Genomic DNA, 13,071 nt, shown 5'->3' on the forward strand with positions numbered 1-13,071 from the left:
AAAAGTGGAACTCCTTCCACTTTTTTTATTTTGTACCGATGATCATACTTATTGTATTGATGATGCCCAACTTTTATCAAAAGGCAGTAAAAAGTTACTCAGGAACTCCAGGTAGGTATTTTTTGAAAAATCAAAAACCTGAATATCTTTGGAAAGCTCACCGTTTCTTATTTTTGATTTGAACTCCTGCAGCTTCAATGTTTTCACCGCTCCGTCTTCCACGTAGCTTGCTTTCATGCGGTCAAAAAGTCCCAGCTGGTACTCTTCGTCAATTTCCCGCATCAGTTTTCCCAATGCATCTATGCTGCATCCTGAAGCGAGCTCTTTTTCCTCATCTACACAGATCACGATAAACTGGTTCTTTTCTATCTTAAAAGATGAGCTCAGCGGCTTTCCGTGAGCAGCCCAGGTGGCCAGGAAATCAAAGAGTTTTTCAGTAATGGTTTTGGCTTCTTTGGTGCTGAAAGGCCTTGATGCAGGGTATATGATGATTCTGTAGTCGTTGGTTTCTACAATGTTGGATTCTTCAATTTTCATTTCCGATATTTTAAAGTATAAATTTATGAATTATTATTGATTCATAAAAAAAGAAAAAAGAACCCTGGAAAATCCCGGGTCCTCATTCATTCTGTACGTTATTTAATCAAATTTATAAATCTTCTGCTTCAGCCAGAAGTTCTACAATATCTTTTACGGCTACTTCCGTATTTTTATTAAAGTGTTTTACTCCATCCGTAAGCATGGTATTGCAGAACGGGCATCCGGTAGCAATCACCTTCGGCTCGAATGACAGTGCTTCTTCCGTTCTCTCAATATTTATGTCCTTATTGCCTTTTTCAGGCTCCTTGAACATTTGCGCTCCGCCGGCTCCGCAACAGAGCCCGTTGCTTCTGCAACGTTTCATTTCCACCAGTTCGGCATCCAGTTTTTCAAGAAGCATCCTCGGAGCTTCGTATTCGTTATTCGCGCGGCCAAGGTAACAAGGATCATGGAATGTGATTTTTTTACCTTTGAAAGATCCTCCTTCAATCTTCAGCCTTCCCTCTTCCATCAGGTTTTTCAGGAACTGGGTATGGTGAAGGACTTCATAATGTCCCCCTAAGCTGGGGTACTCATTTTTAAGGGTATTGAAACAGTGCGGACAGGCCGTTACAATCTTTTTGATTTCGTAAGCATTCAGCACCTCAATATTGGTAAGGGCCATCATCTGGAATACGAATTCATTACCGGCACGCTTGGCCGGGTCTCCCGTACAGCTTTCTTCCTGTCCCAGCACTCCGAATTCAACCCCGATTTTATTCAGGATCTTGCAAAATGCACGGGTAATCTTTTTGGCACGGTCGTCAAAGCTTCCTGCACATCCCACCCAGAATAGAACTTCCGGTGATTTCCCTTCGGCAGCATATTCTGCCATTGTTTTTATATTGAAATCCATTTTTTCTCAATTTGAAAATGTATGAATTTGGAAATTTGAAAATATAATTGAGCATTTTCAAATTTTCAGATTGTTTAATTGATTATTAATCCTTTGCCCAATTCAGACGGTCTGCCTGATTATACTGCCACGGTGCCGCATTATTTTCCACATTGGCCATCATCAGGTTAAGTTCCTGTGGTGCCGCAGACTGTTCCATAACCAGGAACTGCCTCATGTCAAAGATAATGGAAAGCGGGTCCAGCAATACAGGACAGGCTTCCGTACAGGCATTACAGGTTGTACAGGCCCAAAGTTCCTCCTTAGTAATATAGTCATTAAGAAGCTTTTTACCGTCATCTACAAACTTGCCGTTGGTGTCGATATTTTTTCCTACTTCCTCCAGACGGTCTCTGGTTTTCATAAGGATTAATCTCGGGGATAATTTTTTTCCGGTAATGTTGGCCGGACATACCGCAGTACATCTTCCGCATTCGGTGCAGGAATAGGCATTCAGCAGCTGGACCTGATTTAGGTCAAATACATCCTCTGCCCCGAACTTTGACGGCGCTGCTGCTGCATCACCTTCCGCAGGTGCGGCATACGGATCAGCATTAGGGTCCATCATCAGTTTTATCTCCTTCGTTACGGACTCCAGATTATTGAATTTTCCTTTTTTCTCCAGGTTAGCGTACCAGGTACTAGGAAATGCTAAGATGATATGGAGATGTTTGGAATAATACAGGTAATTCATAAAGAAAAGGATCCCTATAAAGTGGAACCACCAGGCAGCTCTCTCGGAATAGATCAGTGTGGTATCGCCGAAATTGCTGAACAGGGGTGCGAAAATATTGGCACTGACCGGGAAACTTCCATGCGCTGCCAGTAAGCCTCGCTGTTGCAGCACCCAGTCTGAAGTATTCATGGTGAAGAAAGCCACCATCAAAGCAAATTCAATGATCAGGATCCAGTTGGCATCCTGTTTTGGCCACCCGAAAAGTTCTTTCATCGTAAGCCTTTTCACCCCGTAGAAATTTCTCCGGATAAAAAAGATCAAGACTCCTATAATAACCAGGAGCGCCAGGATCTCTAACGTTGCCGTAAAGAAATTATATACGCTGTGCCCCATAATAGACGCCAAGAAACGGTGGGTCCCAAAAAGCCCGTCTACTACGATTTCAATCAGTTCGAAATTAATGATAATAAAGCCAACATACACAAAGAGGTGCAGGATACCGGCAACGGGACGCTTCACCATTTTGCTCTGTCCCATGGCAACCCGTGCCATGGTAGCCCAGCGCTCGTCTTTCCTGTCGCTGCGGTTGACAGCCCTTCCTAATGTAATGTTTCTGTATATTTTCTGCAGACTCCTGGCAAACAGTCCGAAGCCCGCTACCAGCAAAATAAGGAAAAGAATATTATCGATATACTGCATGGCTACTATTAGTTTTTACTGTTCTTCCCGAATACTGAGAAGTTGACATATTTTTTCGGGTTTGCCTTAAGGTCTTCAATTAACAGGTTAAGGTTGGTGGAAGCAGCATTCAGGTTATTATACAGCTGATCATCCTTCATGATCTTGCCTAAGCTTCCCTGTCCGTTATCGATTCCGGTAACTACCTGATTCAGTTTTCCTACTGTAGCATCCAGATTGGCAATGGTCGCATTCAGCCTTTGCGTGTCAATACTTTCCGCTAAATTACCATATTTATCCAAAGTAACTTTTCCGCTCTGCATGGTAAGGCTGGCATCATCCAGAACCTTTTGCAGTTTAGGATCATTATGCCCTACCAATGAGTTGACACTTCCTGCAGTGGTCTGCAATGCTGCCACTGTTTTGTTAAGGTTAGCCAGCAATAATCTGATCTCTTCCCTGTTCTGGGCATTGACTACCTGGTTGGCACTGGACATCAATGAATCCACACGATACAGTACGGTCTGAAGCTGGTCCTTTACGGGACCTACCTGTGAAGAAAGGCTTCCAAGAGTTCCCAGCTTGAAGGCACCCCTGAGGGTATCCCCGTCTTTTGCCGTTGCTCCTCCGTAAGCAAGGTTTACCCTCATTTCTTTTCCGGACATCAGTCCCGGTTCAAAGATTTCAAGAGTGGAATTTTTTGAAAACTCGAAATTATTGTCAACGGTAATTTTAACGATAAAATCAATTTTTCCTTCCTTGGAAGTCTGAGGGATAATCTTATCCACCTGACCCACTTTGAGACCATTGATTGACACCGGCGAAGACTGCGCCAGCCCTTCTACATTATCGTATTTTGCGTAAAATATATTGTCGGTAGTGAAGAGGCTTCTTCCCTTCATAAATTGAAATAATACCACGAAGCCTACAATGGCTAGGAGAGCTATTAGACCTGCTTTTAATTCTTTACTGAACTTCACTTGCTAAATTTTTCTTATGAGCAAATATAACACATTTTAAATTAATGTCTTTCTGTATTGCCCTGTGTTAAACCACAAAAAAAGTGGCAAAAATTCTGCCACTTTCCTATAGGTATGTAAATTTATTTTTATTGTTGCTGAGAACCCAGTTTATTCCAGATTTCGATCCTGTAATCTTTGATGTCAGCGTTATCCTGAAGGCTCTTTAACCATGCCTGCCCGAACATTCCTGCGTTTCTCTGGGTAATACCCTCAGTAAACTGTTTCAGGTCTCCCGGCTGCTTGTTTACAGTCTCATTCTTCTTAAGAACAACATACACTCCTGTTCCTCCTTCAACCGGATTGGAAAGTTTTCCTTTCGCAACACCGAAGGCAGCTCCCGCTACTTTAGGTTCCATAGCTCCTGCTACAGAAGGGTTCAGAAGGTTTACCTGTGCAGACTGTTTTGTTGCAGAGAATAATTTGGCAACCTGATCCAGGTTGGAAGCTTTAGCGGCATTGATTTTTTCAGCAATCTGCTTTGCAGCCAGCTTGTTTTTCACAATGACTTCGATCTGGTCTCTTACAGACTCAGGATCAGCCGTCCCTTTTTCCTGGATACCGTTCAGGTAAACCACGATTTTATCTCCGGTTCCGTCTACGGTAAAGAATTCGGTATCTCCTTTGGATCTTTTCTTATCAAATGCCCAGGCAAGGATGTCCGCATCCTTATCTGTCCCTAAGCCCTGAAGCTGTCCGTCAAATCTCTTTGCAGACTTAGGATTGGAGAACTGGTAGTTTCCTTTTTTAGCAATGTTGACAAAATCATTGAATGATTTGCCCTGTACCTGCTGGATGAATCTCCTTGCTTTCTTATCGGTATCCGCTTCTGTAGCATCAGAAGGCTTCACCGCTTTTACCAGGTTGGCTACTTTATATGCCATAGCTCCCGGCTTTTTATCTTCGATGTTGATGATATGGTATCCGAACTGGGTTTCTACCACGCCTGTTGCTCCTTTAGGGTTGTTAGCCAGGTAGTGCAGGAATTCTGGTACGAAAGGTGTTTCAGGAGTAGTCCATCCAAGGCTTCCTCCCTGCGCAGCAGAGTTAGGGTCATTGGAAAGCTTAAGGAATTCCGTGAACTTAGCCGGATTAGCCTTTACAACAGCTCCGATAGAATCCGCTAATTTCTTAGCTTCCTCTTTGGTTCTGGTCACCCCTTCTCCTGCAGGGCTTCCTTTGAAAGCGATCAGGATATGTCTGGATAAAGTGGAATCTGAAGTTTTCTTATCGATAAGCTTGGACACCACATAGAAATTCTGCTCCTTGTACGGTCCGAAAGTCTGGCCAATAGCCGCCGTAGCGATAGGTCCCTGGATCGTCTGAGGCAGTTGCTCAGGCTTAAAATACTGGTTAGTAAACGGCATATCCGAGTTAGCCATTACGAAAAGGGAATCATTGGTTGTATTCTGGAAATTCTCTTTACCGCCGCTGGCATCGGTTCCTCCTGAGAACAGCTTGTTGATTTCCTTCTGGGCTGCCGCATCATCTGCCGCACTAGGCTTGGAAGGGAAATAAACAATCCCGAGGTTTCTGCTCGCTTCTGTTTTGAACATCACAGGATGCTGCTTGATATAATCTGCAAGATCTGCTGTGGTTACTTTGATATTGTTTTTCTGAAGATAAGAGGTGTAATCGATTTTCACAAAATCAATATCCGCCATCTGGTCTCTTTCTCTCATCAGTTCTTCAGCTTCTTTTTTTCCGGTAGTGATTCCTGTGGAAACATTAGCAAATACCTGTCTGGCCATCAATCTGTATTCAATAGATTTTCTGGTTTTCAGCCACTGGTTGTAGGCATCAGGATTCGTTGCCTTGATTTCCTCGATCTGTTTTTTAAGTTCCTGGGTTTTAAAGTTTCCTTTTTCGTCAAACAACTGCTTGTTCTGAGCAAACATCTGATCGTACTGGATCTGGTTCCAGAAATAATCATCCGTCATTTCGAAGCCCATTTTCTCAAACTGCTGCTTCACCAGTTTGGATTGTACCAGCAATTGCCACGCCTGCTCTTCAAGACCGTTTTTAGGCTGGCCCTGCTGCTCTGCCTGCTGCTGAAGCACAAAAAGCTGATCGTTAAACTCTTCGCGGGTGATCTTATCGCCGTTTACTTTTCCTAAAACATCAGGATTTTTACCAAAAACCTTATCGATGCTGTCCGGGTTCACTAAGAACGCTAAAAGCGCCAGTGCAATTACTCCCATCAAAAGCCAAGGTCTGTTCCTAATCTGTCCTAAAATTGCCATTATATAAATTATAGTTTTTTATCAGTTTGCGAAAATACACATTTTTAAGAAATTACAGAAATCTGAGGCCTTTTTTTAATTTTTAAAATCCAAATAATGTGAAAAAGGAAATTTTGGCCGTAATTTCCATGAAAAAACAAATGGCATAAGTCTTGTGCATTCTTATCCCCAACGGCATATGATGTGTTTTTCAGGGATGTTACTGCTGCCGTACTTAACGATTTAAAAATGGAAATGACAATTTGTCATTCAATGACCTATGACAGAATTTGAAGATATAAGTTTAGAAGAAATGATCAATGACGGATTTGATATTGTGGCTGAAGAAATCAATCTTTCCGACTTTTCGGAAACAGATCAGGACTCCGAACAGAAAATATTTCCCATCCTGCCGGTAAGGAATATGGTGATGTTCCCCAATGTGGTGATTCCCATTACTGCCGGAAGAAAGAATTCAATTCAGCTGCTGGAAGAAGCACAGGCCAACGGCAGTATGATCGGTATTGTAAGCCAGAAGAATTCGGATGTGGAACAGCCTCATGAAAAAGATATTTTTCAGGTGGGCACACTGGCGAAAATCATTAAAATCATCAAGCTTCCTGAAGGAAATATCACCGCTATTACCAAGGGATTTTACCGCTTCAAAATCAGGAAAATGATTGAGAAGCAGCCTTATTTCAAAGCTGAAATCACACGCCTGAAAGATACGAAGGCCAAAAATACAGAGCAGTACGAAGCGCTGCTCGAAAACATCAAAGATCTTGCCTTGAAGATCATAGAGCTGGATCCTAACATTCCTAATGCGGCCAATTTCGCTATCAAGAACATCACTAACAATGATGACCTGCTGAATTTCATCTGCACGAATGCCAATTTCCCTTCATCTGAAAAGCAAAAACTGCTGGAGGAGAAAAACCTGATGGACAGGGCAAAAAAGTCCTATGAAATGATGCATGAAGATTTCAGGAAACTGGAACTCAGGAATCAGATCCATCAGAAAACTTCCAAAGACCTGGATAAGCAGCAGAGAGAATATTTCCTCAACCAGCAGATCCGGACCATCCAGGAAGAACTGGGCGGCGGACCCGAGAATGATGCAGAGGAACTGATTAAAAAAGCTGAAAGCAAGACCTGGTCTCCGGAAGTAGAAGAGCATTTCCAGAAAGAAATTGCCCGCCTGCAACGCCAGAATCCCAACTCACCGGATTATAATGTCCAGCGGAACTACCTGGATTTCTTTACGGACCTCCCGTGGGAAACCTATACTAAAGACCTTTTTGATATTGCCAAAGCAGAAAAAGTTTTGGATAAAGCTCATTTCGGCCTGGAAGACATAAAAAAAAGGATCCTTGAGCACATGGCGGTGCTGAAGCTGAAAAACAATATGAAATCCCCTATCCTCCTGTTATCCGGGCCTCCGGGAGTAGGAAAGACATCTTTGGGGAAATCTGTAGCCGATGCTTTAGGAAGAAAATATGTTCGCCTGTCCTTAGGCGGCCTTCATGACGAAAGCGAGATCCGCGGACACAGGAAAACCTATATCGGTGCTATGGCAGGCCGGATCCTGCAATCAATTAAGAAAGCGGGAACCTCAAATCCGGTGATTGTCCTGGATGAAATTGACAAGGTTGGGCAGGGAATCCACGGTGACCCGAGTTCTGCGCTTCTTGAAGTCCTTGATCCTGAACAGAATAAATCTTTCTACGACAATTTCCTGGAAATGGGTTATGACCTGTCCAAGGTAATGTTCATTGCTACAGCCAATTCATTATCTACCATTCAGACTCCGCTTCTGGACCGTATGGAGACCATCCAGATTGCCGGTTATACCCTGGAAGAAAAAATTGAAATTGCCAAAAGACACCTTATTAAAAAACAACAGCATGAGAACGGCCTGGATGTTAAATCATTCAAGCTGGGCTATGACGAGCTAAAACATATTATTGAAGCCCACACTTCTGAAAGCGGCGTGAGAACCCTTGAAAAAAGAATTGCTGCCGTAGCGCGCTGGGTAGCATTGCAAACGGCACTCCTTAAAGAGCATAACCCGAAAATTTCAATTGATAAGATTGATGAAATCCTCGGCGTTCCGCGACCGAAAAGCCTGTCGGAAATCACCGGCGTTCCCGGTGTGGTAACCGGACTGGCCTGGACGAGTGTAGGCGGTGACATCCTTTATATAGAAAGTATCCTGAGCAACGGAAAAGGAAACCTTACCATGACCGGAAACTTGGGAACCGTTATGAAAGAATCGGCTACGATTGCCCTTGAATATATCAAGGCAAGGCATGAAGACCTGGGCATTCCGCAGGATGACCTGGATAAGAAAAACATCCACGTACACGTTCCTGAAGGTGCTACCCCAAAGGACGGTCCTTCTGCAGGGATTGCCATGCTGACGTCTATGGTTTCTTCCTATAAAAATAAAAAGGTAAAACCACACCTGGCTATGACCGGTGAGATTACCCTCCGTGGCAAAGTACTTCCGGTAGGCGGAATCAAGGAAAAACTGCTGGCTGCCACAAGGGCAGGAATACAGGACGTTATTCTGTGCGATGCCAACAGGAAAGATGTGGAAGAAATCAAAAAAGATTACCTCAAAAACCTGAAAGTACACTATGTAAGCCGCATGGAAGAGGTGATTGAAATTGCTATTGAACCTTAATTTCAGTACTGAAACTCTACTTTTAAAGATAAAAATAAATGATAAGATAGGGTTAGAGCCCCTGCACCACTTCATTCTTTTGCAGTATTATTATTTTAACGATATTTTTTTTAATACCTCATCTGTATATGGTGAGGTTTTTGGTATTTTTATACGGCAAAATCACTATCGGATATGAATTATTTTAAACTCCCTTTTCTCCTCAAGCTTACGCTTGTCGTTATCTCTGTTATAGGCCTCGGTTACCTACTGGCTTTAGGCCAGAGCATCATCGCTCCTTTTTTCCTTGCTTTCCTCATGGCCATGCTTTTTCTGCCTCTGGCGACCTTTCTGGAAACAAAGCTGAGATTTCCCCGGTCATTATCTACCATAACTGCTGTTTTACTGATGCTGATCATCCTTACGGGGCTGATTTATTTCTTCGGATCGCAGCTCTCCAGTTTCAGCAAAGACCTGCCTCGCTTACGGATGCAGTCCAATACTGTATTCAACGACCTTCAGCGCTGGGTTTCCAAGACATTCCATGTAAAAATCAAGGAACAGCTGGATTATATCGACCAGGGACTGAGTAAACTGCTCTCATCTTCAGGGGTCATCCTGGGGTTTACATTCGGGATATTCTCTACCGGCATCGGCTTCATCCTGTTCTTCATCCTGTTCTTTATTTTTATCCTGAATTACAGAAGGGTGCTGAACAATTTTATCTTGACAGTCTTCAATGAAAAACATAAAGCCAGCGTACAGGAAGCTGTCACTGAAATCCGGATCATGACCAAGAAATACATCATCGGATTATGTCTTCAGATTGTTATTGTATCAACTCTAACGGGAATTGCACTTTCCATAATCGGTGTACAATATGCTATTTTGCTTGCCGTCCTCACCGGATTGCTGAATGTTATCCCTTATTTAGGTATCTTCATTTCGCTGTTTATTTCATGCTTTATCGCTTTTGCCACAGGTACCCCTTCCACATGCATTTATGTCGTTATCGGATATATTGCAGTACATATTATCGACGGAAACATCATCCTGCCATTCGTGGTGGGGTCTAAGGTGAAAATCAATGCCCTGTTCTCATTCCTGGGTATTCTTGTCGGAGAACATTTATGGGGAATTGCAGGAATGTTCCTCTGCATTCCGGCTATCGCCATCCTTAAGATCATATTTGAAAAAATTGAAGGCCTGCAGCCATGGGGAAGATTGCTGGGAGAAGATGAAAAGCCCGATAAGAAGAAAAAAACCTATAAGATTTCAAAAAATATTACCTTGAAGGAGATGGATTGAGGAAAGTTAGACATAAATAGTCAATATGCTATTCAATATTAACTTTTTTATAAATAAAGAAGCCTTCAAATTAATTTGAAGGCTTTATAGCTTATTATGCACAAAGTGGTTGTGTTCCGTTTGGACAATTTTGGTCACAAGGTATGTAAGCTTGACTGTCCGGACAGTACCCAACCGGATTTCCAGGATCACCAGGACCACCACCTCCTGCTAAGCAAGGATGACCAGGTGGGATTTTGCAAGGACACCCTTCAGGACCAATATCACAAATTTCCTTACCACCATTAATTTCTTTTAAATCATAACGATTCAATTTCTTAAGATTTTTCAACATAATAATTAGTTTTTAATTGTTGCATAACAAATATAAATAATCAAATGATACAATAGTTCAAATATCTCTAAAAATAGAATTAATTAATTTTGATCTAATAAATGTAATACGATCAATAATGATTTTTTGCTAAGTCAATAAATCTCTAAATTGAAAATCTAATATACATTTTTAAACAAACGCGCTGAAACCGGTAATTGATCTTCCGACAATTAAAGAATTGATTTCTTTCGTACCTTCGTAAGAGTAAATAGCTTCGGCATCTGCCACAAACCTTGCCACATCATATTCAAGGAGAATTCCGTTTCCGCCCAGGACCTCTCTTGCCCTGGAAACGATATCACGGGTCCTCAGGGTACAGAATACTTTTGCCAGGGAAGCATGTTCATCTTTTAAAATGCCTTCATCCTGCATCTCAGAAAGCCTGAATACCATCGTTTGCATAGCCGTAAGATTGGACAGCATCTCCACAAGATGGCCCTGTATCATCTGGAAAGAGGCGATCGGCTTCCCGAACTGTTCCCTTTTCCGGGTGTAATCCAGAGCGCTTTCATAGGCTCCTCTTGCACAGCCTGTAGCCATCCAGGCCACTCCTGCCCTGGTCATCCGCAGTACTTTTCCGGTGTCTTTAAACGAATTGGCGTTCTGTAAACGGTTTTCCTCTGTGACCAGGCAGTCTTTCAGGGTGATCAAGCCGTTCTGGACGATCCTGAGTGCCATTTTACCTTTGATTTTTTCTACGGAATAGCCGGGATTATCTTTTTCTACAATAAATCCTTTCACCTCACCGTCATCCAGGTCCCTTGCCCAGATGATGACCAGGTCTGCAAATGTTGCGTTCCCGATCCACTTTTTCTGTCCGTTGAGCATCCATCCTTCCGGCGTTCTTTTGCAGGTAACGGTAAGTCCGCCTGCTGCCCCTGAACCTACTTCAGGCTCAGTTAGCCCGAAGGCTCCGATTTTCTCAAATTTCTGCATCTGCGGCAGCCATTTCTGCTTCTGCTCTTCCGAACCGCAAATATAAATGGAACCCATCGCCAGGCCGGACTGTACCCCAAAGAAAGTAGCTATGGAAGCATCCACTCTGGCCATTTCCATGGCAATCACTCCTTCCATCAGGAACGGCATCCCGGGACAGCCGTATCCTTCATAGGTTACACCACAGATGTCCAGCTTTTGAAACTTCGGGATCAGCTCATGGGGAAATTCATCCCTTAGCCAGTAATGGTTCACCAGAGGTTTCACTTCCTTTTCCATGAATGCCCTCACTTTGAGCTGGATTTCCCTTTGCTCCGGTGTTAATGTATGGTAGATATCATAGAAGTCACCATCAATGGGTGGAAGCTCTTTTTTCTTTTTATTGGGATCAAGCATTTTCATAAGTCCGCTGAGCTGCTTATCGTCAAGCCTGGAGAAATTCTCCATCAGCTTCGGCAGATTGACCTTCTGTGAGATGGTGCTCAGCTGGTCGAAATCTATGGACCTGAATAATTCTATTGCGTTTCTGATTTTCGAAAAGGTATTTGACATAATAATGGATTGTGTTTGACACCTAAAAGGTAGCAAAAATTAATCCGAAAACCAATGCCTACCTTATGCCTTATTTTACAAACCGCTAATTGTCAAATCTTTGAACCGGAATTTCTCTTTACAACGCTTTTGCGTCCGATTTTCAACTTTTACAAACGATTCATCCTGACCTTTGGAACAGACAACCCTTAAAAATCAATGTTATGAAAACCATTCAGCTATCGCTGGCTTCCGTTCTGTTATTAGGCTTGTATTCCTGTAAAAAGGGAGAAGCAGTAGGCAAAGTTTATGAAGCTTCCGCCACAGCAGACTCTGCCGCTGCACTTACTTCAGACAGCATTTCCTCTGTGGCAATCATGAACGTAAAGGATAAGCAGTTCGTAAAAACCGCAGACATTAATATGGAAGTACAGGATGTATACGAGACTACCATTTCCATAGAAAAAACCGTACAGGAGATGGGCGGATTTGTAACCAACAGTAATTTACAGAGTTCAGTATTATCAGAAGAAACGTACAACACTTCCGATAAGGATGCCATGCTCGTTAAAAAATACCAGACGGAAAATTCAATGAAAGTACGCATTCCGACCCATAATTTAGGAGAGTTCCTGTCGCTGATCAACCAGAAGAAACTGTTCCTGAATTCAAGAAGCATCACTGCCGAAGATGTTACCGCGGGAATACAGTATGCTGCTCTTGAAAGAAAAAGGATGAAGACTACTGCCGACCATATTTCCGGACTCAAAAGCAGTAAAGATAAAGTGAAGCTCAGTGACGAGAATATGTCTGAGGACAATATCCAACAGCTGGGCAATATGGATATCACAGACCGCCTTAAGTACAGTACGGTTGATATCTTCATTAAAGAGCCCAAGCTCCGGATTTCAGAAGTTGCCATTACCAATACAGCCCATACTGACAATAAATACAGGATCAGTTTTATTTACAGCATAAAAAATGCCTTTGCGGAAGGCTATTATCTGATCCAGGAAATCGTCGTACTGCTGGTAACCATCTGGCCACTATGGATGATCGCTCTACTTATTTTTGTCTTTATAAAAAGAAGAAGAACTGCCGGAAAAACACGGAAAACGGTTTCTGAGTAAATCCTTGTCAGCCTTTATCAATTATGTTATTTCCCATAACCTTCAGATGTTGCTTC

The 13,071-nt window shown here is 42.7% G+C and carries 10 protein-coding genes; 3 read left to right on the plus strand and 7 right to left on the minus strand.

Translation table 11 applies throughout. The features are described from left to right. Window positions 1–48: 48 nt before the first annotated feature. The 5 genes from CGB83_RS11805 to CGB83_RS11825 form a co-directional block, all read right to left on the minus strand. Window positions 49–537: a hypothetical protein gene (locus CGB83_RS11805; RefSeq protein ID WP_100075959.1), complete on the minus strand. Its 489-nt coding sequence runs from the start codon at window positions 535–537 to the stop codon at window positions 49–51. Between the two features lie 112 nt (window positions 538–649). Then, the gene (locus CGB83_RS11810) at window positions 650–1,435 is read right to left on the minus strand and encodes a (Fe-S)-binding protein (protein WP_100075960.1); all 786 of its coding nucleotides are present in this window, start codon (window positions 1,433–1,435) and stop codon (window positions 650–652) included. An 85-nt stretch (window positions 1,436–1,520) separates the two neighbouring features. Further along, entirely contained in the window at window positions 1,521–2,849 is a 1,329-nt protein-coding gene (locus tag CGB83_RS11815; protein ID WP_100075961.1) for a 4Fe-4S dicluster domain-containing protein, read from the minus strand. Between the two features lie 8 nt (window positions 2,850–2,857). Further along, window positions 2,858–3,808, minus strand: a complete 951-nt coding sequence (locus CGB83_RS11820) for an MlaD family protein (RefSeq protein WP_100075962.1) — start codon at window positions 3,806–3,808, stop codon at window positions 2,858–2,860. Window positions 3,809–3,936: 128 nt separating this feature from the next. Then, on the minus strand, window positions 3,937–6,090 hold the full coding sequence (locus tag CGB83_RS11825; RefSeq protein ID WP_100075963.1) for a SurA N-terminal domain-containing protein: 2,154 nt from the start codon (window positions 6,088–6,090) through the stop codon (window positions 3,937–3,939). A 259-nt stretch (window positions 6,091–6,349) separates the two neighbouring features. Here CGB83_RS11825 and lon point away from each other — a divergent pair, with 259 nt between their 5' ends. Together lon and CGB83_RS11840 are read left to right on the plus strand one after the other, a co-directional pair. Continuing rightward, a complete protein-coding gene (gene lon / locus CGB83_RS11830; protein ID WP_100075964.1) occupies window positions 6,350–8,755 on the plus strand; it encodes an endopeptidase La in 2,406 nt (801 codons plus the stop codon). Window positions 8,756–8,929: 174 nt separating this feature from the next. After that, a complete protein-coding gene (locus tag CGB83_RS11840) occupies window positions 8,930–10,042 on the plus strand; it encodes an AI-2E family transporter (RefSeq protein ID WP_100075966.1) in 1,113 nt (370 codons plus the stop codon). 94 nt (window positions 10,043–10,136) lie between these two features. On the opposite strand, the gene CGB83_RS20175 is transcribed toward CGB83_RS11840, so the two are convergent. Together CGB83_RS20175 and CGB83_RS11850 are read right to left on the minus strand one after the other, a co-directional pair. After that, on the minus strand, window positions 10,137–10,376 hold the full coding sequence (locus tag CGB83_RS20175; protein ID WP_157761411.1) for a bacteriocin-like protein: 240 nt from the start codon (window positions 10,374–10,376) through the stop codon (window positions 10,137–10,139). A gap of 171 nt (window positions 10,377–10,547) precedes the next feature. Next, window positions 10,548–11,906 carry an acyl-CoA dehydrogenase family protein gene (locus CGB83_RS11850; RefSeq protein ID WP_100075968.1) on the minus strand — a complete coding sequence of 453 codons (1,359 nt, stop codon included), beginning with the start codon at window positions 11,904–11,906 and terminating at the stop codon, window positions 10,548–10,550. Between the two features lie 203 nt (window positions 11,907–12,109). Here CGB83_RS11850 and CGB83_RS11855 point away from each other — a divergent pair, with 203 nt between their 5' ends. After that, a complete protein-coding gene (locus CGB83_RS11855) occupies window positions 12,110–13,015 on the plus strand; it encodes a DUF4349 domain-containing protein (protein WP_100075969.1) in 906 nt (301 codons plus the stop codon). The last annotated feature ends 56 nt before the right edge of the window (window positions 13,016–13,071 follow it).

Origin of the sequence: Chryseobacterium camelliae, from assembly GCF_002770595.1 — a bacterium.
GTDB classification, from domain to species: domain Bacteria; phylum Bacteroidota; class Bacteroidia; order Flavobacteriales; family Weeksellaceae; genus Chryseobacterium; species Chryseobacterium camelliae.